The sequence below is a fragment of the Glycomyces halotolerans genome (assembly GCF_054779575.1).
Genome location: NZ_BAAGXZ010000010.1, coordinates 68,974 through 92,447, shown reverse-complemented (window position 1 = coordinate 92,447; position 23,474 = coordinate 68,974). Strand labels below are relative to the sequence as shown.

Below are 23,474 nucleotides of genomic sequence, written 5' to 3'. Positions count from 1 at the left end.
CGGCGCGCCCGGCGCCGGCGGCGGGTCCCGGGAGTGAAATCCTGGTCGCATGCCGGAAGACTTGCAACTGACCTACGACGGCGCGCCCAGCGCCTGGCATGAGGGCCTGCCCGTCGGCAACGGCCGCATCGGCGCGATGATCGGCGGTGGTCGCATCACCCTCAACGAGGACGGGTTCTGGTCCGGCACTGGTGATTGGACCGTGCCCGAAGGCGTCGAAGGGGTTGCCGCCGAGGCGGCCGAGCTGGTCCGGCGCGGCGAGTTCGTCGCCGCCGACCGGCTGCTGACGCGTCTCCAAGGCTCGGACGCGCAGGCGTACCAGCCCGCCGGCCGCCTCAAGGTCGGCCATGCCGACGGCGACGCGGACGAGCGCCGCGAATTGGACCTGCGCGATGGCGTGGCCACCGTCGTGAAGGGACGCGTACGCCAGGAGTCGTTCGTCTCCGAGCGGTTCCAGGTCCTGGCCCTCCGCTGGACGGCCGACGAGCCGTTCGATCTCACCGTCGAATTCGAGTGGCCGCATCGGGCCGGCTCGTCGGTCGCGGACTTCGACGAGTTCTCCTTCACCGGATTCGGGCCCAGCGACATCCGGCCGAACGAGGCCCCCGACTACGAGTACGCCCCAGGCACTCTCGGGATCGCGTTGCAGTCGCAGCTGCGCTGCGACGGCGAAGCGGCGGCGACCGGTTCGGGCGGACACCGCTTCACCGGTTGCCGCGAGGTGACGATGTTCCTGGCGCTGCGGAGCTCGACCGACCCGGACGGCGCGTTCGGCGAGGTGCAGCGGGAGTCGCGCCTGGCGGCCGCCAACGGCTGGAAGACCCTCCATGAAGACCACGTCGCCACGCACCGGAAGATCATGGACCGGGTGCGACTGCGCCTGGGCGGCGACGCGCCGCAGGCCCCTGTGGACGAACGGCTGCGGAGGCGCGCCGCCGGCGGCGCCGACGAGGGCCTCGCGGTGCTGGCGTTCCAGTTCGGCCGCTACCTCCTGGCCGGCTCCTCCCGGCCGGGCACGGAGGCGGCGAACCTGCAGGGCGTCTGGAACGACGAGGTCACGCCCCCTTGGAACTGCGACTACACGACCAATATCAACGTCGAGATGAACTACTGGCCCGCCGAGACATGCGGTCTTCCGGAGTTCCATGAGCCGCTGTTCGGCCTCGTCGACGATCTGGCAGGCAACGGTGCCGCGACCGCCCGGCGGCTCTACGACGCGGGCGGCTGGTGCTGCCACCACAACACCGACCGGTGGCGGATCACCACCCCGGTCACCGGCAAGTCGAGCTGGGCGGCCTGGCCGATGGCCGGCCTGTGGCTGTGCATGCACCTCGCCGAGCACTGGCGCTTCACCCGCGACGAGGAGTTCCTGGCCGACCGCCTGCCGGTCGTGCTCGGTGCGGCGCGGTTCGCGCTGGACCGGTTGAGCGAGGGCTCGGACGGCACGCTGGTGACCAATCCCGCCACGAGCCCGGAGAACGAGTTCGCTACTCCGGAGGGGACCGCGGCGGTCGACGAGAGCACCGCGATCGACGCGGCGCTGGTGCGCGAGCTGTTCGAGTTCGTGCTGGAGGCCGCCGACGTGGTCGCCGAGACCGTCCACGGCGAGGACCTGGCGGTCGTGAAGGCGGTCAAGGAGGCGTTGCCTCGCCTGGCGGGGCCGAAGGTCGGCGCCGACGGGCGCCTCTTGGAATGGGCCGCCGAACGCGAGGAGACCGAGGTTCACCACCGGCATGTCTCACATCTGTACGGGCTCTTCCCCGGTGCGTCGTTCGCCGACTCCCCCGAACTGCTCGAGGCCGCGCGCCGCAGCCTCGAAGCGCGGGGCGACGCCGGCACGGGCTGGTCGCTGGCGTGGAAGACCGCCCTGTGGGCGCGCCTGGGCGAGGGCGATCGCGCGCACCGGCTGCTGGGCGAGTTCCTGACTCCGGTCGGATTCCGCCGATCGGAGGCCGAGTACGCCGACGGCGGCGTCTACGACTCGCTGCTGTGCGCGCATCCGCCGTTCCAGATCGACGGGAACTTCGGCACCACGGCCGCGATCGCCGAGATGCTGGTGCAGTCGCACCGGATGAAGGATGGCGTCCCGCTGATCGAGCTGCTGCCGGCGCTGCCGAGCGCGTGGCCCGACGGTGAGGTCGCCGGGCTTCGCGCCAGGGGCGGTGTCACGGTGAACCGACTGGTGTGGGGCGGCGGCCGGATCGCGGACCTGGAGTTGGCCTCGAGCACCGACACCACCGTGTGGGTCCACTCCGACTACTCCTCCGGCAAGGTTCGGCTCCGCGCGGGCGAGCCGTGGACGCCGAAGATCGGCGGATGACGCGGGCCGGCCGGGACCCCCGGTGGGGATCCCGGCCTTTGGTATGAAGGTGCGCTCTCGTTTCAGCGGTCGAACGCCGCCGCGGTGAGCGAGACCGTGACACCGCGGCGCCTCCGATCGAGCCGGCCCCGAGCATTCACATCGGCCAGGAATGCGGAGCCGGGGCGTACCCGAACGTGAGCGGCGGTGATCGCGTCGCCGCGTTCCGCCTCGTGAGCGGACCATGCGGCGACACAGCGGTCTTCCCGCTTGGAGAAGTCACGACTGTCCACATCGGCCGCCTTTGGGTGCGGACGGCCGACGGCGGTCGCTCGCGGTCGATGCCCGACCGCCTTTACTCCGTGGGCCGAACCCGTTCCGGAAACGCCTTCGCCGACCGGTTCGAGTGCCGTGCCGTGGAACTCCTCGCCGTACCTCGCGGACGGCAGTGACCGCTCACCGGCTGCGGCCGTGGCCAGAGTCGGCCGATCCGGTGTAGACGCCGCGGCCGTACCGCCCGGCATCTGGGCCGCCGCAGCGGCCGAGACGACGGTGAGTTCCTTGTCTCGCATGGCTTCCTCAATCCCGCCTTCGACTTCGTTCCGTGCCGGGCTCGCCCCGTCGACTCAGTAGTCGTCGTGCTCGTAACTCTTGGACGGCAAGTGCTCGCCCTCGCTGACCTGGTCGGCGTTGACCAGGTCGGACCGGCCGATGTCGGACCTGACGTTCCGGGCCGAGGCCGGGACGGCGCCGAGGGCAGTGACACCTGCTGCCGCGGCTGCGACGGTGAGTACCTTGCGCATGATGCGTTACTTATCCTTCTGGGTTGCGCGCCCGAGACTTCGGGCGCTCTTCACTGGAATGGGCCGGACTTCTCGAGAAGACGGCCTGGATGAGCCTGGCCGCGCGCCGGCGCGCCGGACACCACCGAGGAAGCGACCTCGTGCACTGGTACCGGTGGGATCGAAACGCACTGCGGCCCAGTGCGGGCTCGTCGCTCCGCGCCGACGCGCGGAGGCACTAGTCCGGGGCGACGGACTGCTCGGCGGCGCGGTCCAAAGGACGCCCCAGTTCCCCGATCACGGTGCGGGCGAGCGACACCTGCTCACCAGCCGCGATCGAGGAGACGTCGACGGCGGAGTGACCGCCGTCCACACTGACACCGGCGGTTGACGAGCCAGCGGCTCCACCGGGGATGACGCTCAGGTCGGGCAGGTTCGGGCCGGGCCCGGACCTCGTCGGCTCGGCGCCCCGCGTCGGGAGCCGCCGGGCCTCGTCTTCGGCCGTGTCCATCGCCCGCTGGCCGACTTCGGCCGCGGAGCACTCGAGGTCGGCGGCCGACCGGTCGTTGGACGCTCGCGAGAGCGCCGCCGCCACCTCGGTGGAGTCGGTCGCCGGCTGGAGGGTGGTGAGCGGCTGTCCTCGGCCGTCGGCGGGGACGCTCCCGGGCGGCATCCCATCGCTCGTCGTCCCGAGGCCATCGGTCACCAATCGCGCCAACACGTCGACCTGGTCGGTCACGGGCGCGACAGTCGAGTAGACACCGGACACCGCGTCGGCCGGATCGCCGGCCGCAGGGGCCGTCTCGTCGACCAGGGTTCCCAACAGCGATGTCACCACTCCAGCGGCACTGTCTCCGACAGACATGCCGTTGGCAAGGCCAGACGACGCATCGCCCCGCAGCCCTGTGCGCGCGGCGTCCGCCGGCTCCGCCATCAGCGATCCCACCGGTGCGGTCAGGCCCGACACCAGCCCCGGCCCCGACCGCTCGTCCGCCGGCGTCCCAAGTCCCTGCTGGCTTTGCGGGACCAGCCGCGCGGCCAGGCGCGACACGTCGGATACCTCTGCGGAGAGCGGATCGGTGACCGCGGCGAGGCCGTTCGCCCCGGTGTTCTCATCCGATGCCCAAGCGGCGGTCGCCGCGCCGAAGGCCCCCAGCAAGAGAAAGCCGAAGAACCCGAGCGCGGCGGCGAGGAGGAGGCGGGACACGCCGAGCCGGCGGGCGATGCCGCCGACCTGCATGATGCTTCCCATCGTCTCCCCTGCCGTTCTGAACCTGAGCGCGAGCACTTGACGCTCGCACCTAGAAGAACGAACCGATCTCAACGGCGGATACGGGGTGATCGAGATTTTCTGGCCCGAAATCGGTCGATGAGGACTCACAAATCGCTCCGAGCCCCACCGGCCCTGGGTTAACAGACTCTTTACACGGCATCAATGCGCGAGAAATTGCCCATTGGGAGCGTGGCTGAAAAGACTTACGGCTCCGCATGCTCCCGTGACGGAACGCCAGCAACTGGCGTCGCCGTGGCCGAACAGCGAAAGCAACAGAAGGGCTCCTACCTGATGGCAATCAAGGCCGAATACATCTGGCTCGACGGCACCGAGCCGACCGCCAAGCTGCGTTCCAAGACCAAGGTCCTCACCGACGGCGCGGAGCCGCCGCTCTGGGGCTTCGACGGCTCGTCGACGAACCAGGCCGAGGGCAACTCCTCCGACTGCGTGCTGCGACCGGTCAAGACCGTCCCCGACCCCATCCGCGGCGGCGACCACCTGCTGGTCCTCTGCGAGGTGCTCGACACCGACTTCACCCCGCACCCGACCAACACCCGCGCCGACGCCGCCGAGATCGCCGAGAAGTACGGCGCCCAGGAGTCCCTGTTCGGCCTTGAGCAGGAGTACACCTTCATGATCGGCTCCCGCCCGCTCGGCTTCCCCGAAGGCGGCTACCCGGCCCCGCAGGGCGGCTACTACTGCGGCGTCGGCGCCGACGAGATCTTCGGCCGCGAGATCGTCGAGAAGCACCTGGACAACTGCCTCGCCGCGGGCCTGCCGATCTCCGGCATCAACGCCGAGGTCATGCCCGGCCAATGGGAGTTCCAGGTCGGCCCCGCCGGGCCCCTCGAAGTCTCCGACGCGCTGTGGCTGGCGCGCTGGCTGCTCTACCGCACCGCCGAGGAGTTCGGCGTCTCGGCCACGATCGAGCCCAAGCCCGCCAAGGGCGACTGGAACGGCGCCGGGTGCCACACCAACTTCTCCACCAAGGCCATGCGCGAGGACTACGAGCCGATCATCGCCGCCTGTGAGGCGCTCGGCACCAAGACCGACGAGCACATCGCCGGCTACGGCCACGGGATCGACGAGCGTCTGACCGGCCAGCACGAGACGGCCCACTACACCCAGTTCTCCTACGGCGTCTCCGACCGCGGCGCCTCGATCCGCATCCCCTGGCAGGTCGAGAAGGACAAGAAGGGCTACCTCGAGGACCGGCGCCCCAACGCCAACTGCGACCCCTACGTCGTCACCAAACTCATGGTCGACACCGTCTGCAGCGCCCTCGAAAAGAAGGGCCTCGTCTAGAGCCCGTCCCAACGTTCCCTTGGGGAGCCTCAGCCAGATGGCGGGCGGGGCGCCGCGAAGCGGCGTCCCGCCCTTTTCGGATCCGTCCCCACTGGGCCGTCGCTCTCAGGAGCGCTCGCGGTGAAGCTTGCGCCGCACCTTGCCGGCGAGCCTCCGCGTCAGCCCGGCAAGCGTCGCCCGCCTCGCCGCCTGCTCCCATTTCGCGGCGCGCTTCTCCCAACGGATCGCCGCGTTCTCCCACGAGATCGAACGGTTGCGAGCGTTGTAAGCGTTCTGCTCCCAGTGCTTCGCCCGCTGCTCCATCGCGTCGCGGGCCCGCTGCAGCCGCGCGACCTCGGCCTTGAGCCGCTGATTGTCCTTCTCCAGGCGCGCGGGCGAAGCGGCCGAAGCCGAGGGAACCTGCGAACCGGTATTGCCGGCCGCGAACCAGTCCTCACCGTCGGCCCACCAGACTCCCCAGACCTCGCTGATGTGGTCGAGACGGCTCCGGGCGCCGTGGTCTTCCAGCCGCGCCGCCCGCGAGACCGCGGCCGTGCGCTCGAGAACTGCGTGCGAGTGCGGGTCGGTGGGGTCGAACACGAAGACGACCGCGCCCACGCGCTTGCGGTCCATGAGTCCGATGACGCCGGCGAGTGTCCCCCCGCCGATCTCAGCGCCGCTGGTGACGGTGAGGCGATAGGGAATCGGCGCCGCGTGATGCTTCACGCCCTCAGCGAACTCCACTCTCGGGTCGGCTGAGAAGTACTGCCGCATGAGTTTCAGATCGAGTTGGGGGTCGTCCAAAAGAGCGACACGGTCGTCGCTGATTCCACTCCAGGGTCCTTCGAGGACCACCTTGACGTCATTGAGGCTTCCGGTGAACAGAGCGTTCGCCATTGCCGCAACGGACTCGAAGGAAGCGGCGGCGTCGATGCGTATGACGACCTCGACCAGCGGGACCGCGGGGAGCACGCCCGACATGGCGCGGTGCTCGCGCAGGACCGGTACGAAATTGCGGAAGTACGGGCCGCGGTATCGTTTCCCCTCCTGGTTGCGCAGCACCATCGACGAAGGGCCCAGATGCCATGCGGACGCGCCGGAATCGGGTATGAACACGGCGCCGTGCTGGGCCATCCGGAACGCGAACTCGGTGTCTTCCCCGAGAGGGATCTGGGGACTGATTCCACCGGCGTCGTCGTACAGGGACCGCGAGAACGAAATCGAGGCCCCGTTCGCCACGCTGTACGCGCGCGCGTCGAGCTCGCGCAACCCGTCCGAATCGTGAATCCGCTGCTTCGTCCACGAGGCGGTGAACTCGGCCCCCTCGAAAACAGCCGGGATGCGGTCCGCGCGGACCGCATCGACGACATCGGCGCTGCTCAGGGAGTGGAAGTCAGGCCCGGAGACGAATTCGACGGTGCCGAGCACTACCGCGTAGTCGACCTCATGGTGCCACCGCGCGTGGGCGGCGACGTGGTCGGCGTTCACTATGACATCCGAGTCCAGGCGCAGTACGATCTCCCCGCTGGCCTCGGCCATACCGCGCCGCAGCGCATGGGGGATGCCCCAGGCACCGTCCGACGTCCGGACGACGGCGGCCCGCTTCGGGCAGACCGACGGCAGCTCGATCGGTGTCAAACTGCCGTCGTCGACCACGATCACCTCCATCAGGTCGGACGGATACGACTGTTCCGACAGCGATCCGAGCAGGAGATCCAGTTCTCGCTGACTGTCGTGGGCGGGGATGACGACGGACACCGTCTTGTTCGGCCGCCACTCCGAATCCAGCTCGGGGACCTTGATGCTGGAGTAATCGTTCCTGAACACGGGCATGATTCCACCTCTCCGAATGCGGCCGGTCTAGTAGCCTGAGATTCTCTCCGTGACCGCGAAGAACGGGCCGAGCTGGTCGTTGAGCACCATGTGGGCGAGGTTGGTCCCGTGCCACTGGTGCTGAGCCGACTGCAGGAAATGCGAGATCTCTATCTCCCAGGTGTGGCCGCGGTCGTGCCGGTTCAGCAGGTACCCCATGCCATGGGTTCGGTAGACCGTCGCGCGCGCCGCCTCCAGCGCCTGCATCAGGCCCCGGTCGGCGCCGGTCGAGACCGCCGGATAGCCCCCGATGTCGAGGAAGAGGTCGTGAGTGAGCGTGAGCGTCCCGCCCGACAGAGAGGAGCCGTAGCGCTCGCCGCCGCCGGCCGGCCGGAACACGGTGACGTCGAGCGGCCCGAGGTAGACGAACTCGGCGAACGCGCCTACGATGTCCGCCTTCGAATACCGCATGGCCCTGACCATGTCCCAGACGTGGTTGGGCCCGTACCAGTCATCGTCGTCGATCTTGGTGACGATCGTGCCGGAGGCGGCCCGCACACCGCGATTCAACGCCTCCCCGAACAGCACGTCGGAAGGCACCTCGACGACGATCAGCGGCACCGCGGAGTCCTCATCGGATCGAAGCTTCGCCGCCAGGTCGCCCGCGGGTCCGTGAAGCGTGACGATCAACTCCAGGTTGGGGTAGTTCTGCGCCCGCACCTGCTCGATGGCCTGCTCGACGAATTCCGGCCGGTTGCTGCAGAGTACGGCCGATACCGCGGGAAGCCCCGTATCGGAGCCGGGAACGTCCGAAACGCCCCGAGTGGCGATCGTCGAGAACGTGTCCAGTCCGATCCGCCTCAGCGCGATGCTGTGGTGCTCCCGCAGCAGCGGATTGGATCGGTCGGAACGCCCGTACGAGCGGAGGTCGTCCACCAGTTCCGTTCCCAGCAGCGCGTCCGCCCACGCGGGAGCGGCATCACAGGCGTACAGTGGGACGCCCAGCACCGCCAGCTGGCGCAGCTTGTAGACGTCTTGCGGGGACGGATACCGGTGCCCCCAGCGCACCTCGACCGATTCGGTCTGCCGTAGGTGTTCGATCTCGAAGTCCCGCAGCGGCCGGTCACCCGGAATCACCTCCGGATACCCCGAATCGGAAGGGACCGTGATGGCCCCGCTGTCGAGCCGCATGACACCGGCGGGGCGATCTGTCCGGGACTTGAATCCAGACGGGTTGAAGGCACCGGCGTAGACCGCCGGTATCTCCTCCGGCGACAGCGCGGCTCCCGCCTTCACGGCGGAAAGGCCGGGAACAAGCCGCGCCTCATCAGGTTCGTTCGGGTACTCGACCGAGCTCAGGACCGTCGTCCCGGACCGGTGGTCTCCCCAGACGAACTCAGGCAGCGCCTCCGCTACGCGCCCCAGTTCCTCTTGGAGCTCGCTGGTCTTGTAGAGCCCGACGTTCCGCACCGACACCGAGGGGTGGTACGAGTCGCTGGAGACCGGGACGGAGTCGACAGGCACGCCGATCTCGTCGCCGAGCGCCCTCCGGCACGACTCCGAAGTGACGAAATCCTCGAACCGCACCACGCTGACGCGGTGCTTCGCGCCGGTAGCCTCGTACCACTTCTGGAACTCGTTGAACGACCACCGGTACGACTTCACGAAGGCCTCGGGATCCATGCGCCCCGATTCGATGCTCCGAGCGACGTAGACGTCGCGGATGTCGCGCACGACGGCGACCAGTTTCGCGTCCGGCAGCAGGTCGATGCGATCGGCCAGGATACCGCTGATGCTGTTGTTGAACAGGTGGACGGCGCCAGGCTGGTCGCCGAGGTTCGTGACGTCGTTGAGGAAACGGGTGACGGATCTGCGCAGATCGCCTTCGCGGTAGCCCGACATGAGCCGTCCGAGTGAATGCGCGAGCCGCTCGGCGAGCCCGTCGCCGTCGAGCGAGTGCAGCACCGAACGTGACTGGATGCCTCCCGGTTGACCGCCCATCCGGCCGATGAGGCCGAACACGGTCAGTTCGAGGTAGTCCAGGAGGGCGCGCCATGCCTTGTCGCCGTTCTCGTCGCCGCGCCGGTACAGCGCGTCCAGAAACCGCGTCCGATAGAGCGTGAGCTCGCCCGCGCCGAAGGGAGCCACCGCATGATCGCTCTGGGCGTAGTAGTCGAAGCAGGCCCCCGAACCGGTCCAGCCGAATCCCGCGAAGAACACCTGCCGGTGCGGTTCGGTTTCGCTGTGCCGATGCACCGGTACCTCGATCCGGTCTCCTCGCGCGGCCTGCTCCAAGACCTCGCACAGGAGTGACACGGCGTAGAGCTGCGGATCGGAAGCGCCGGTGTCCCGGTACGCGTCAATGAACGCGGCACGGGCGGAAGCCGACACCGACCGGCTTCTGAGCAGGTCAAAGTACCGCCCGCCGAGGCAATGGGCGACGAACTTGGACTCGGCGAGGTCCAGGTCGCGACGCACCTGTGAGACCATGCCGCGGTCGAGCCGCTGCCGTTCGCAGGATGCGAGCGACTCGCGAGCGCGATGGTAGGCGCCGATGTTCTTCTGGCAGATGGCGAGGTGGAACCGCGCGAGTTTCGCCTTCTCACCGCTGCAGCGTGAAATGGCCTCGAGCCACAACGGCACGGCGGCATCCTGCTCGTTCAGCGCCATTGCGAGTCGGGCCTCGAAGTACGCTATGTCAGGATGCGGCTCGTCTCCCTTGTGGGCGGCCAGCCGCTCACGGTACCCGTAGAGGCGACTCCGGTACTCGAAGCGGTGCTGCTCCGGCCGCACTATCGCGTCCACGCCGTGTACGAGCCCGATCTCCTGTTCGATCTCTGCGAGGAGACCCTGCAGGGCTGGATCCGTTGCCAACTCAGTCACCTGGGCTTTCGTCTGGTATACCGCTGTTGCTCGCACCGCCCGACCACGCGCGAACGTGCCCGCCGAGCCAGGCGGAATCGACCGCGGACTTGGTCGACCGGCGCTCTGTCCGCGCTCAGTGCAATCGTTCGAACCGTTCCGCGACCTCGAGCCGTTCGGTCTCGATCGATGCGAGGATCCGCTGCTGCATGAACTCGATTCGATCCGGGTCGAGTCGTTGTTCGATACTCGACAAGTTCCCGTCGACTCTCCGAACGGCCGAGAGGACGCGGCGTTCCAAGATGACCAGATAGGCGGCCAGGACGGCGAGCAGTGCGGCGACGGGGACCAGTGCGATACCGGTTCGCTCCAAGGCCACCGCTGCGGCGGTGGCTGCCACCGCTCCGACGCTCATGGCCAAGAGGAGTTTCCGCGACCTCGGCAGCGACCGCAGTTGCTGTAGTCGGCGCTTCACGGTCGTCATTCCCCGTCCAGCCGCTGGTTCGGTAGCGAGAACGAAGCAGAGATCTCTTGGCATGCAGCCTTGATCGCATCGGGCTCGGCCTGCCATTGGCAGGACAGGTGGACCATCAGGCGTCCTTCGAAGACGAAGAAGTTCCGCTGGTACGCGTTGGCGCCGACCGAGTCCCGTACCTCCGCGTATCGAAAGACTCCATGACGGCCGTGAGTGATCGAGCGGGTGGTCACGGAGTCGTCGATCTCGTTCGCGCTGGCCTCGTCGTATTCGGCCACCAGCGGCGCCATCTGCTGGTAGTTCTCGGGCACGCGGTCTTCGGGCAGCAGGTACGCCGTCACATAGATGACGTCGGAAGCGGCATCGCCGAACCCATAGGCGCTCGTCTCGCTCTCATATTCGAGCTTGAACGGAATCTCGCCGTCCTCGATCCGGGCGAATCCGTCGGGAACGGCGAATTCGGGCAGGATCGGAGCGGTGTGGACCGCCGGCTCTTCGGCCGGGCTCTCCGAGGTGACGGACACGTCCTCTTCCACCGGTGCGTCACCGTCTCCTTCAGTGGCGGAGCATGCCGTGGTGAAGGCCAAAAGGCACACGGCAGCAATCCACTTGGGGATCGGTCTCATTTCGACTCCATCGGGGCTCGGGGTCACCGGGAGGCCCGTCTCACCAGGCACTGCACTCCAGCTCATGATACCAGGAGCGACAACCGCTCAAGGCGCTCGAGCATCGAGCCGTGGCTGAACCGGCGCCGGACCGTCTCCAGTCCTTTGTCGCTCTGCGCCTTGAACCGCGCGAAGTCGCCATAGAATTCTCGTATCACGTCCTGGACCTGGTTTTCGCGGCAGTACACCGCGCCGGGCCCGAACGTAGGCTCGAATCGCTCGGGCAATACGACGACGCATCCGGTGGCCATGGCTTCCAGTACCGCCAGTCCGAACGACTCGATGAGCACCGGATGGTGGAAGTAGATCCAGAAGTCGAGCTGATAGAGGAACGCCTTCACATTCATGGCGTCGTACTCGAAGGAGGTCCAGTTGGGCGGTAGACCGGTTTCGAGCAGGTTCGCCGCCGCGGTGGTTCCCCCCATGATCCGAACATCGATGCCGCGATCGTCCGGGTACACCTCTAGCAGCTGTTCCTTCGTGGCGGGCCACTTCGTGTAATGGTCACGTGAGTGCCGTCCGATCACCGGCAGATCGCTCCGGAATCGCCTTCGCGGCATCGCCCACTCGGCGGGGTCGACGACGCAGGGGAACTCCGTGTCGAGGATCGCCGATGCCGGCAGTGTGCCCTCGGATTCGAGGGCCGCCCGGGTCTGCCGGCCCTCCGGCAGCCATTCCGGCTCGACCCCGAACATAGAGCGCGCGTTGGCCGAGCAGTCCGCGGCCACATAGCGTCGGTCACTGCCGTCGCCCTCTGAAGGCGCTTGGTTCGCGAGGATGACGACCCGATCGGCCTTGAGTTTGAATTCGGTTCCAGGCTTGAACTGCAGCACGGGCGGATACCGGATGATGAGTGCGCCGACCTCGACTTCGTCGACGGGCAGCAGCCGGTCTACCACCCCCTCGTTGATGAGCGCCTGGATCGGCGCGCAGAGCGGCCGCGTGTAGGCGGCCATGTACCGGAGTGTCTCCAGCTGCAGGACACCGAGGGTGCGGCCGGCGGCCTTGAGTGCTCTGATCTCCTCGATGATGGCCTTGGCCGGGGCTCCGTAGGGCCGCCAGTCGGTGGCGAACACGAAGTCGTACTTCATCGGGCGCTCGACGGCCTCCCCGGACAGGTGTCGGTGGACCGGCAGTCGTCGGCGGTTGCCCTCCCGCGGCATATACGGTTCGCTCCGGCCCTCGCGGATCTGTCCGTGCCACAGACGGATGGCGGACATGTACGCTTCCCGCGCCGGATGCATCCAGCCTCCGGCCCCGAAGTCGCCGCGGGAAAGCGAGTCCGCAGTCTGCCTGATCAGCTTGTAGGCGGTGCTCCGCTCGCGAATCACGGAGTTCTCTCCGAAAGCGGCGCGGATCCGGTCGAGGTACTCACCGTCCGCAGATCTGCGGATGTCGTGGAAGTAGCCGATGCGGTCGCGCACTTCCGACAGGCGGAACATCGTCGTGGGCATGCTGACGTCGATGAGCGGACGGCCCACTCGGTCCACAGTCAGGTCCGAACCGATCTTGATGCCGTCTGCGACCACGGCTTTCGCCGCATCGTCGGCGAGCAGCAGCCGCATCAGTCCCTCGATGCGCTGCGGGTGGCTCCAGTCGTCGGAGTCCTGGAAGGTCACGAACTCACCGTGAGCGAGATCCAAGCCGAGGTTTCGGGCATGGTAGGTGCCGCGATTCTCCTCTAGCCTCACGACCCTTACGCGCTCGTCGATCGCCTCGCAGGACTTGAGCACTGGGCGGCAGTCGTGGGACGACGCGTCGTCGATGACGAGGATATCGAGGTTCTCCCATGACTGCCGTGATATCGAGCGTACGGCGGTGAGGAGTTGTTCGTCCGGTTCGAAGCACGTCACCACCACGGTCACCGTCGCGGCGTCGCGGACGCTGCTCAGCGGGTCGGCTCGCAGGCGGTCCAGCGGCGACTGCTCCGGATCGTCCTGGGACATGGAGAAGCGAGCGGAAGGCATGAGGTTCTGGAGCTTCGAGAACCACGCGTCCCAGTGACTCGACGGGTCGATCAGCGGGTTGGCGAGATTGAGCTCCATAGTCGATCGAACCGGTGCCGGACTTCTCGGGTAATCCGCCAGTAGGGTCCGGGTTCGGCGGATGTCCCGGTTGCGGAACGCGAGCTGGATATGGACGCCTTGATGGAAGTCGGGCATTCGCTCGGCTCCGTGGGTGCGGACCAGCAGGTCGTAGAATCGCTGTGCCCGCGCGAACTCGGAGGCGCTCTCGGCGCGAAGGGCGAGGACTCGGGCGGCCATGGCGAGTCTCGAGGGATGTATTTGCGACCATTTGATGTCGTTTCGCAGGAATTTACCGGCTTCGGCGACGTCGACTATATCGGCGAACTCGCCGGTGCCGTCCAAGACATGGTGCGCCAGCAGCTCCGCGGTGTCCTCGCTGAAGCTTCTGATGACGGAATTGGGCAGCGACGCCGGCTCTCGCTTCTTGTACGTGTCTCTGTAGTCGTCCAGCAGCATACGTCTCAGCGAGTCTGCGGTCGTCCCTTCCATGCCTCGTATACCTTTCCTATATGGTCAATTCATCGGGGACCGAGACCATGCCGTGAGCTGCGAGAGTCCCCGCTTCGCTCGCGTCGTCGTTCAACGCGGCGCCGGCTGCGGTCACAGGTCCTGCGGCAAGGCTTTCTCGAGAAGTCCCGCCAGGGACTTCGCGTAGACGGTGGTCATATGATTGCCGTCTCGATACACGAGGACGTTCTCGACGATGATCGGGCACTGGCTCCTGAAACAGAACCACGATTCCGTGTCGATGCTGATCACACCGGCGTCTTCTTGCGCGACTTGTGCGGCGTACCGACGCTCCGTGTGGGCGATGATATATGGGTCCTCATAACAATCGCCGACTGAGTTCTGATTGATCGCGATGCATTCGGGCGCAGGCATTCCGGTGGCCAACGGGGTGTCGTTGAGTGTGACCACGTTTCGCGCGTGGGGAGTGATCTCGGCGAGCGTCGTGGCCCAGCCCTCCTCCCACAGCGCGCCGCCGTCCCCGGTCGTCTCCTGAGCCAACTTGGTGTTGTCGGAAGTCGTCACCACCACCAGGTCCGGCTTGATCTCGGCCATCTCGGCGAAGACTTCGCGTCTCCAGTCGTCGCAAGCGCCGTACGGGTTCTCTTGAGTGTCGAGCACGGCCACTGAAACCGGCGTGCATGAGCTCTTGGTCCTCGTGAGCAGGGCCCAGCCGTTCTCTTCGGCGATCGCATCGAACGCTGGAAACCATTGGGCGGCGTGGGAATCGCCGAAGAGCACGACTGTCGTGTCCGCGTCCGCGCCGCCGCTCCAGCATCCCTCCGGGAGTTCCACCTCGTCGAAGCCGAGGTGGCAGCCGTTGTAGTAGACCGCCGGCTTGTCGTCCTCTATCGAGGCGAGCTCCGGCACCAGGTCGGACGGCGCCTCGTCGATTTCGAGCCCGTCGACGAGGCGCTGCTCGAAGTCGCTGCGTTCGTCGAACTCCTCGATGGCCGTCAGGTCGGTCGGTCCGCTGCTGTGCGGGGCTTTGGGAAATCCGATCGTGAGGACGAGGATCATGGCCAGTCCGAGGAACGAGCACGCCACGCCCGCCGCGATCCCATAGAACGGGTGCTTCTTAAGCGGTGCGGCGGTGCGGATCGGCGTCTCGATATAGGCGTATGAGAACTGCGAGAGGGCGAACGTGCCGGTCAAGAGGATCACGTTGAGCGACAGCGACGGTTCGACGCCGAGCGCTAGCGGCGCGAGGATCAGCACCGGCCAATGCCACAGATAGAGGCTGTAGGAGATCTTGCCGACGAACTGGAACGGCGCGGTCGACAACATCGAGGAGACGAGATTGCCCCCGGGTGCCGTGCCGGCGATGATCAGCAGCATCGTGCCGCAGACTGGCAGCAATGCCGTATATCCGGGGAACGGAGTCCGGTCGGTGTACAGCAGTGCCGATGCGAGTACGGCTACGAGTCCGATGACGCCGAGCACGGCGGCGAGGGACTTCGGCGTCCGTTTCCAGTACGGCAACGTCATCGCGAGCAGCGCTCCCCCGGCCAGCTCCCAGGCGCGCGTGTGGGGCGCATAGAAGGCGGCCGTCGGCGAGGACTCGGTGACGAGTACGGAGGTGATGAGCGACAGCACGAAGACGACGAGGACGACCCCGACCCCCATGTTCAGTGCCCGGCGGGGCGCTCGCTTCGCCATCACGAGGAGGCACAGGAGCAGTAGCGGCCACACCAGGTAGAACTGCTCTTCGACGGCGAGTGACCAGTACTGCTGGAACGGCGAGGGCATCTGGTCGGCGTTCAGGTATTCGGTCTGCTCGATGATGAACCTGAAGTTCACCGCGTAGACGATGACGGTGAACGCGTCCTGCATCACCGCTTCGAGGCGCGTCACGGGGAACCATAGCCACGAGGCGACTACGGTCGCGATGAGCACGATCCCCGCCGCTGGAAGGATGCGTCTGGCCCGCCGAGAGAAGAAGTCGGCCAACGAGATCGTTCCAGTGTCGAAGACCTCTTTGATCAGCAGTGAGGTGATCAGGAAACCGGAGAGGACGAAGAAGACGTCGACGCCGACGTAGCCGCCCGAGGCGAAGGTGAAGCCCGCGTGCGACAGCAGCACGAGCGTGACCGCGATGGCTCGCATCCCTTGGATGTCGGGTCGGAAGCCGGTCCCCTCCCAGCGTTCCGGACGCGGCGGACGCATGGAGGGAGCGGCCGGGGCGGGCGGGGGGCGGAACGGCGCCCTCGGCGGGTAAGGACTCGGAGCGGACGGCCTGGTCGCGGAAGCGGGTCCCGGAGTGGTCAACGGGAGGTGCATGGTGTCCTCGTCGAGAGCCGCCCCCGCGGTGCGTCTGGTATGGGGCCTCGGGGGCTGGGGCGAGGTCATAAAGCTACTGTCTCCGTCCGGGGGTCCATGGGAACGAACGGCGCGCCGATGCTCGCGCACGACTCACGGTCGCTCCGATGGTGCGGTTGTGGAAGGCGACGCTCTTACGCCGCAACTCGAACCATATTCACCATCGTACAAAGAACTCACTGCGTCGACACGCTTCGTCCCCGCGGCCGCGAAGGGTCTACAGGGCCTTCAGGACGCGCGGCTCGAGGCGGTAGAAGATCCAGCGGCCGAAGAACAGCAGGATTATCGAGACGCCGACGGCGGTGGCGATCTGGTACGCGTTCGGGGCGAGTCCCGGAATCCACACCGCCCGGTGCAGCTGGAAGATCGTCACCAGCGGATTGAACGTGAAGATGGTGTACGCGACCTCCAAGTCCTGCGACTTCAGGGCCTCCTCTACCCGCTGCAGCGGGTAGATGATCGCGGAGGTGTAGAACAGGACGCGCATGAACAGCGACATGAACCGCTGCACGTCCTTGTACAGCACGTTGATCGCCGCGAGGATGAACACCAGGCCGGTGAGGAACATGGCCTGCACCAGGATCGCCGGGATCAGCCACAGCAGGTTGACGCCGAACCGCCCTCCGAAGAACACGGCCATGAGGATGAGGATCGGGAAGCCGACGACGTATTCGGCGAACCTGGCGGCGACCTTCGAGACCGGGAAGACCTCTCTGGGCACCTTCATGACGGTGATGAGGCTCGATTGCCCGCCTAGGGACTTGGTGCCTTCGTTGACCGCGGTGGTGAACCACTGCCAGGCGAAGATGCCGGACACGATGAACAGCGGATATCCGGCGTCGCCCGGCAGGTCCCGTCCGCTGTCGAAGACGACGCTGAAGATCAGCCAGTAGATGAGCGCCAGACCGAGCGGTTCGATCAGCGACCACACATAGCCCATGAAGGTCGACTGGTACTTGACCGCCAGATCGCGACGAATGAGCACCGACAGGGCGTGGCGGTGGCGGAGCAGGGCGGTGAAGCCCGTGGTCAGGGGGAACTTGCGGGTCACCCCTCGCTCGGGCGCCTTCGGGTCCCGGTTCGGGCTCTCGTCGCTCATCGCCGAGTCCAAGAATGCCGGGAGCTCAGCGGTGTCGTCGATGTTTCGGCGAATCGGTGAGGCGCCGGCCATCGGCATGTCGCGGCCGGGCTCGGGACGGCTGGCGTACGGCGCCGGCGGCATCTGGCCCTGCGGCGGCTGCTGCGCCTGGGGCGGCCGACCATAGGGAGCCTGCGGCTGCTGCGTCTGCGGGTTCGGGGCCTGGGGCGGCTGCCCGTAGCCGGGGTTCGGCGGAGGCGGCGGCGCGCCGTAGCCTCCCGGCGGTGGCCCTTGCGGGGCTTGGTGGCTCGGGGGCCCGTACGCCTGCGGGGCCTGCGGCCCGTGCGGGCCGGCGCCGGGCGGGGCGCTCGCGAAGGCCGCCGAACCGGAGCTGGTGGCGCCCGGCGGGTAGAGGCCGGGGGAGCTTGATGGCCCGGTTCCATAGCCGCCCTGGGTGGCCGGGGCGTCCGGGTTCTCACCGTCGCCGTCTCCGGGGTTGCCACCGGAGAGTCCGTCAGGGTGAGGGCTAATCGAGCTCATGCATCATCTCCGTGAGGTGACGGCTGATGGCCACCGGATCCAGTTCACGATGTTCGAGAATCGTATAACGGCCCGGCCGGGTCCTCGGAGCGTACTCGATCGCGGAGGTGAGTTCCTCCACTGTGAGACCGAGTTCGCCCGGAGTTCTCGGCAGGCCGTGACGTTTCATGGCCGAGGCGAGTTCGCCGAACAGCTCGCGGTCGCCGCGCAGCCAGGTGCAGAACAGCGCCCCGATCGCGCCCTGCTCGCCGTGCTGGGCCAAGCCCGGGTGCATGACGTCGAGGGCGTGCGAGATCTCGTGGCAGCCCCCCGAGCAGGGCCGCGAGGAGCCGGCCATGCCCATCGCCAGGCCACCTTGGACGAGGGCGTTCGCCAGCGTGGTCAGGAACGAGTCGTCGCCGATGCCGCCGGGGTGGCGCAGGACCGCTTCGGCGCCGGACCTGGCGATGGCCAGGGCCAGTCCGTCGACCGCTTCGCCGGTGACCCGGTGCGACAGCTCCCAGTCGGCGATCGCCGAGAGGTTGGTGAGCGCGTCGCCGATGCCGCCGCGCAGCTGCGAGGCGGGGGCGCGGCGGATGAACTCGAGGTCGGCGAGCACCGCCAGCGGGGTGTGGACGCCGTAGGAGATGGAGGCGCCTTCGCGCACCAGTGAGGCGGTCGGGGAGGCGATGCCGTCGTGGGCGAGGCTGGTGGCCACCGAGACCATCGGCAGGCCCAGTTCGGTGGCGGCGTATTTCGCGGTGTCGATCAGGCGTCCGCCGCCGATGCCGACCAGGGCGTCGACGCGGTCGCCGCGCAGCTTGGAGGCGAGGTCGTGGGCGCTGGCGAGGGTGCCGGGGGCGATGGTGTGGACGACGGCGTCGGGCAGTTCGAGCCTGGCGGCGATCTCGGGGCCGAGGCCGGGGCCGAGTGCGACGGCGACGCGGCCGCCGGAGGAGATTCTGGTGTCGAACAGCAGTTCGGGCAGCCTCGCGAGGGCGCCGGGCGCGACCTCGACGGCCAGCGGCGCCAGTACGGTGCGGGCGAGGAGCGGCACTAGCGCCCCTTCTCGGCGTGGATCGCTTTGGCGGCGGCCCAGTCGGCGTGGTCGTCGACCTCGGTCCAGGCGACCGGGCCGGTGGAGACGGTGGCGACTTCGCCGCGCTCGGCGAGCAGCTGGTAGGCGTCCTCGTAGTAGCGGGTGTGGTCGCGGGTGTAGGTCTCTTCGAGGGCTTTGACGAGGTCGTCGGCGAGTCCGGCGGGGATGAGGCTGACGCCGATGTACTCGCCGGCGGCGGTCGCGACCGGCTGCTCCTTGTGGATGAGTTCGACGCCCGCGGGGCCGATGCGGACCTTCATGGCCTCGTCGGTGAGGGTCTTGTGGTCGTCCAGGGCCAGCAGGAGCTGGGAGGAGTGCTCGGCTTCGGCCAGGAGGCGCGATTCGATGCTGTGGGGGTGGACGGTGTCGCCGTTGACCAGGACGGCGCCGTCGCGGAAGTGTTCGCGGGCCGTCCACAGGGAGTAGGCGTTGTTCCAGTCGGGGCGGTCGTTGTCGATCAGGGTGACGCGGGCGCTGTAGCGGGCTTCGAGGGCGGGGCGGTGGTCGCGGATCCTGTCGGCCGCGTGCCCGACGGTGACGGCGATGTCGTCGATGCCGACCGCGACCAGGCCGGCCACGATGGTGTCGAGGATGGTCTCGGAGTCGTTGAGCGGCAGCAGGGTCTTGGGCAGCTCGTCGGTGTCGGGACGGAGCCGCCGCCCCTGTCCGGCGGCGAGGATGACGCCTCTCACGTGTTGGTGCCTTCCGCTCGAATTCGTTGGCCGCCTCAGTTTACAAGCCGCCAAAGGGGGGAGGCCCCGGCCAAGAGTGCTGCAGAGCACTTCGACTGGGGCCTCCAACTGGGAAGGGACGGTTCGCTCTCGCGCACCGCACTCTGCTCAACGAACTCGCCGTCGGCGAGTTACGGCCGTCACCTATTTAGCGGCGACTTTCTTGGAGAGGTTCTCCGAGAGGGTGTCGAGGAACTCGTCGGTGGTCAGCCACTCCTGCTCGCCGCCGACCAGCATCGCGAGGTCCTTGGTCATCTTGCCGCCCTGGACGGTGTCGATGACGACCTGCTCGAGCTCGCCGGCGAAGGCGGTGACCTCGGGCGTGCCGTCGAGCTTGCCGCGGTGGGCCAGGCCCCTGGTCCAGGCGAAGATCGAGGCGATCGGGTTGGTCGAGGTCTTCTTGCCGGCCTGGTGCTGGCGGTAGTGGCGGGTGACGGTGCCGTGGGCGGCCTCGGCCTCGACCGTCCGGCCGTCGGGGGTCATGAGCACCGAGGTCATCAGGCCGAGGGAGCCGAAGCCCTGGGCGACGGTGTCGGACTGGACGTCGCCGTCGTAGTTCTTGCAGGCCCACACGTAGCCGCCCTCCCATTTGAGCGCGGCGGCGACCATGTCGTCGATGAGTCGGTGCTCGTAGGTCAGTCCGGCGGCCTCGAAGTCGGCCTTGAACTCGTTGTCGAACACCTCCTGGAAGACGTCCTTGAACATGCCGTCGTAGGCCTTGAGGATGGTGTTCTTGGTCGACATGTAGACCGGGTAGTTGCGCGCCAGGCCGTAGCGGAAGGAGGCGCGGGCGAAGTCCTCGATCGACTTCTTGAAGTTGTACATGCTCATGGCCACGCCGCCGCCCTCCGGGTAGCGGGCGACTTCGAACTCCATCGGCTCGGAGCCGTCCTCGGGGGTGAAGGTGACGGTCAGGGTGCCGGGGCGGTCGACCTTGAAGTCGGTGGCCTTGTACTGGTCGCCGTGGGCGTGGCGGCCGATGATGATCGGCTTGGTCCAGCCCGGTACCAGGCGCGGCACGTTGTTCATGATGATCGGCTCGCGGAAGACCACGCCGCCGAGGATGTTGCGGATGGTGCCGTTGGGGCTGCGCCACATCTTCTTGAGGCCGAACTCCTCGACGCGGGCCTCGTCGGGGGTGATGGTGGCGCACTTGACGCCGACGTGGTGCTCGGCGATCGCGTTCGCGGCGTCGACGGTGATCTGGTCGTCGGTGGCGTCGCGGGACTGGATGGAGAGGTCGTAGTACTTGAGGTCCACGTCCAGGTAGGGGTGGACGAGCTCGTCTTTGATCTTCTGCCAGATGATGCGGGTCATCTCGTCGCCGTCGAGTTCGACGACAGGGCCCTGGACTCTGATCTTGGCCATGGGTTCGTACCTCTCCTAGCGCTTCACGGATCGCGCCGCTCGGTGGGTGGCGTGGACGCACTGCTACTAACAGTACGAGCGTACTGGGTGGTGGAGGCGGGGCGACAACCCGGTCCCCGAGGCTCTCGTCACAGCCGCCGGCGACCGCGCCGCTGCCGGCCGGGCGCCTCCAGTGGCTACTGTCGATGCGTCCCCGTCTGCCGGACCAGGGGAAACGCTATCTGAAGTTCAACGTAACGATTCCGTCTCAGGGCTGGCGTGCGACACGTCACCACGGGTAAGTTCGTTAACTAGAAACATTCTTTCCAGTTTGTTTCGCAGCCGCTTCCCGCCAGATGCCAACCAGCTCACGCACGAAGGAGTGCCGGTGACAGCACCAACCGCACCCCCGCCGACGGATGCGGCCGGCGCGGCCCCTCCACGACAGGCCCCGCTCGGCATCCTCCATCGCGCATGGAACTCCTACGCCTTCCGCCGCATCCGCCAGTCGGTCTTCGTGATCTGGCTGGTCTCCACCATCACCTTCCTGCTCATGCACTTCATGCCCGGCGATCCCATCGAGATCATGGCCGGACGCCTCAACAGCGCCGGCATGTCCCACGAGCAGGCCATGGCCACCGCGCAGAACATCGTCCACTACGACACCAGCGCCCCCCTGTGGTCCCAGTACCTCGACTTCCTCCAAGGCCTCGTCACCCTCGACCTCGGCAACTCCCTGACCAGTCCCAGCACCACCGTCTTCGACTACGTCATGGAATACCTGCCCTGGACGCTCTTCGCCGTCGGCGCCGGCGTCGTCCTCGCCGTCACCCTCGGCCTCACCATCGGCATGATCATGGCCTACCGCCGCGGCTCGGCCTTCGACCACGCCATGACCTCCATCGGCTCCTTCCTCACCGCCGTGCCGAACTACATCCTCATCGCCGCCGTAGTCGTCATCGGCTACACCGTCCTCCAGGTCCTGCCGTTCCTCGACATGCGCGGCCGCGTCACCGCCGGCGTCGAACCCGGACTCAACGCCGTCTTCATCGGCGACGCCCTCTACCACGCGATCCTGCCGATCCTGGCCTTCTCCTTCACCGCCACCGGCACCTTCATGCTCAACATGAAAGCCGCGACCACCGAAGTGCTCACCGAGGACTACGTGACCGTCGCCCGCGCCCGCGGCCTCACCAGCGGACGCATCAGCCGCTCCTACGTCGGCCGCAACGCCCTCCTCCCGGTCATCCCGCAGATCGCCCTCGCCATGGGCACCCTCGTCGGCGGCTCCATCGTCATCGAGCAGATCCTCGACTACCCCGGCGTCGGCCAGATGCTCATCAAAGCCATCGGCAACCGCGACTACCCCGTCGTCCAAGCCGCCGTCATCATCCTCGCCACCTCCGTGGTCATCGCCAGCCTCACCGTCGACCTCGTCCTCAGCAAAGTCGACCCCCGCATCAAAACCGCAGGAGAGGAGGCGTGAACATGATCGACCAGACCCCCGCCGCCACCGACGAGCCCGCCGCCGGCCGCCGCGAGAGCGCACTCGCCCAGATCTGGACCGGCCTGACCCGCTCCCCCGCCGGCTTCGCCGGCAGCCTGCTCGTCCTCGCCATCGTCCTGTTCTCCTTCGTCGGACCCCTGCTCATCGACCAGCACAACCCCACCGACGTCACCAGGATCTGGCAGAGCCCCTCGGCCGACCACTGGCTCGGCACCCAGTACGAAGGCAAGGACACCTTCACGATCCTCGTCAACTCCGGCGCCGAACCGATCTGGGTCGGCGCGCTCGCCGCCAGCCTCGCCGTCGCCGTCGCCGTCGCGCTCGGCTCCGCCGCCGGCTACTTCCGCGGCCGCCTCGACGCCGTCCTCCTCCAACTCACCGACGTCACCGTCACCATCCCCCAGTTCCTCCTGATGCTCTCCGTCGTCGCCTTCTTCGAGAACATCCCGCCCTGGGGCATCTCCCTGGTCGTCGGCTCCACCATGTGGGCCTTCCTGTTCCGCTCCATCCGAGCACAGGTCATGAGCCTCAAGGAACGCGAGTTCGTCGAAGCCGCGAAACTCCAGAACCTCGGCGCCGCCAGGATCGTCTTCAGAGAGATCCTGCCCAACATGGCCGGCTTCATCTTCATCAACTTCGTCATCGCCGTGAACCAGGCCATCTACGCCATCGTCGGCCTCTACGTCCTCGGCCTCATGCCCTCGGGCACCCCCAACTGGGGCCTGATGATCCACATCTCCTGGCGCGACAACTTCTACCTCAACTCCAGCGCCCTGCCGTACGTCATCGCCCCACTGGTCATGATCGTGCTCTTCACGATCGGACTGGTCACCATGAGCCGCGGCCTCGACCAGGCCCTCAACCCCCGCCTGAGGGAAAGGTGAAACC

At 67.4% G+C, this 23,474-nt stretch carries 16 protein-coding genes; 4 read left to right on the top strand and 12 right to left on the bottom strand.

Going from position 1 to position 23,474, the window contains the following annotated elements:
• Positions 1–49 precede the first annotated feature (49 nt).
• Positions 50–2,320: a glycoside hydrolase family 95 protein gene (locus ACYVL2_RS10780; RefSeq protein ID WP_460543063.1), complete on the top strand. Its 2,271-nt coding sequence runs from the start codon at positions 50–52 to the stop codon at positions 2,318–2,320.
• Between the two features lie 605 nt (positions 2,321–2,925).
• Here the strand turns inward: ACYVL2_RS10780 and ACYVL2_RS10775 are convergent.
• Both ACYVL2_RS10775 and ACYVL2_RS10770 read right to left on the bottom strand, forming a co-directional pair.
• The gene (locus tag ACYVL2_RS10775) at positions 2,926–3,102 is read right to left on the bottom strand and encodes a hypothetical protein (RefSeq protein ID WP_460543061.1); all 177 of its coding nucleotides are present in this window, start codon (positions 3,100–3,102) and stop codon (positions 2,926–2,928) included.
• A 217-nt stretch (positions 3,103–3,319) separates the two neighbouring features.
• On the bottom strand, positions 3,320–4,333 hold the full coding sequence (locus ACYVL2_RS10770) for a hypothetical protein (protein ID WP_460543059.1): 1,014 nt from the start codon (positions 4,331–4,333) through the stop codon (positions 3,320–3,322).
• A 312-nt stretch (positions 4,334–4,645) separates the two neighbouring features.
• Between ACYVL2_RS10770 and glnII the strand changes: the two genes are divergently transcribed.
• On the top strand, positions 4,646–5,659 hold the full coding sequence (glnII, locus tag ACYVL2_RS10765; protein WP_460543164.1) for a glutamine synthetase GlnII: 1,014 nt from the start codon (positions 4,646–4,648) through the stop codon (positions 5,657–5,659).
• Between the two features lie 105 nt (positions 5,660–5,764).
• Here glnII and ACYVL2_RS10760 read toward each other — a convergent pair whose 3' ends face one another.
• From ACYVL2_RS10760 to ACYVL2_RS10715, 10 genes are all read right to left on the bottom strand, one after another.
• Complete coding sequence (locus ACYVL2_RS10760; RefSeq protein WP_460543057.1) at positions 5,765–7,471, bottom strand: glycosyltransferase family 2 protein; 1,707 nt, start codon at positions 7,469–7,471, stop codon at positions 5,765–5,767.
• 27 nt (positions 7,472–7,498) lie between these two features.
• Positions 7,499–10,324, bottom strand: coding sequence for a glycosyltransferase family 2 protein (locus ACYVL2_RS10755; RefSeq protein ID WP_460543055.1), 2,826 nt, complete (start codon positions 10,322–10,324; stop codon positions 7,499–7,501).
• 124 nt (positions 10,325–10,448) lie between these two features.
• Positions 10,449–10,796 carry a hypothetical protein gene (locus ACYVL2_RS10750; RefSeq protein WP_460543053.1) on the bottom strand — a complete coding sequence of 116 codons (348 nt, stop codon included), beginning with the start codon at positions 10,794–10,796 and terminating at the stop codon, positions 10,449–10,451.
• A complete protein-coding gene (locus ACYVL2_RS10745) occupies positions 10,793–11,440 on the bottom strand; it encodes a hypothetical protein (RefSeq protein WP_460543051.1) in 648 nt (215 codons plus the stop codon). Before ACYVL2_RS10745 ends, ACYVL2_RS10750 begins: the two co-directional genes overlap by 4 nt.
• Before the next feature lie 35 nt (positions 11,441–11,475).
• Positions 11,476–13,968, bottom strand: a complete 2,493-nt coding sequence (locus ACYVL2_RS10740) for a glycosyltransferase (protein WP_460543049.1) — start codon at positions 13,966–13,968, stop codon at positions 11,476–11,478.
• 111 nt (positions 13,969–14,079) lie between these two features.
• Complete coding sequence (locus ACYVL2_RS10735; RefSeq protein ID WP_460543047.1) at positions 14,080–16,152, bottom strand: acyltransferase family protein; 2,073 nt, start codon at positions 16,150–16,152, stop codon at positions 14,080–14,082.
• A 370-nt stretch (positions 16,153–16,522) separates the two neighbouring features.
• Complete coding sequence (locus ACYVL2_RS10730) at positions 16,523–17,338, bottom strand: ABC transporter permease (RefSeq protein WP_460543162.1); 816 nt, start codon at positions 17,336–17,338, stop codon at positions 16,523–16,525.
• A 571-nt stretch (positions 17,339–17,909) separates the two neighbouring features.
• Positions 17,910–18,959: an iron-containing alcohol dehydrogenase family protein gene (locus tag ACYVL2_RS10725; protein WP_460543045.1), complete on the bottom strand. Its 1,050-nt coding sequence runs from the start codon at positions 18,957–18,959 to the stop codon at positions 17,910–17,912.
• Positions 18,959–19,693, bottom strand: coding sequence for a phosphocholine cytidylyltransferase family protein (locus tag ACYVL2_RS10720; RefSeq protein WP_460543044.1), 735 nt, complete (start codon positions 19,691–19,693; stop codon positions 18,959–18,961). The genes ACYVL2_RS10725 and ACYVL2_RS10720 overlap by 1 nt, the downstream gene beginning before the upstream one ends.
• Positions 19,694–19,876: 183 nt before the next feature.
• Entirely contained in the window at positions 19,877–21,100 is a 1,224-nt protein-coding gene (locus ACYVL2_RS10715) for an NADP-dependent isocitrate dehydrogenase (RefSeq protein ID WP_460543042.1), read from the bottom strand.
• A gap of 367 nt (positions 21,101–21,467) precedes the next feature.
• Between ACYVL2_RS10715 and ACYVL2_RS10710 the strand changes: the two genes are divergently transcribed.
• Together ACYVL2_RS10710 and ACYVL2_RS10705 are read left to right on the top strand one after the other, a co-directional pair.
• Positions 21,468–22,565, top strand: a complete 1,098-nt coding sequence (locus ACYVL2_RS10710; protein ID WP_460543040.1) for an ABC transporter permease — start codon at positions 21,468–21,470, stop codon at positions 22,563–22,565.
• 2 nt (positions 22,566–22,567) lie between these two features.
• Complete coding sequence (locus ACYVL2_RS10705) at positions 22,568–23,470, top strand: ABC transporter permease (RefSeq protein WP_460543038.1); 903 nt, start codon at positions 22,568–22,570, stop codon at positions 23,468–23,470.
• The last annotated feature ends 4 nt before the right edge of the window (positions 23,471–23,474 follow it).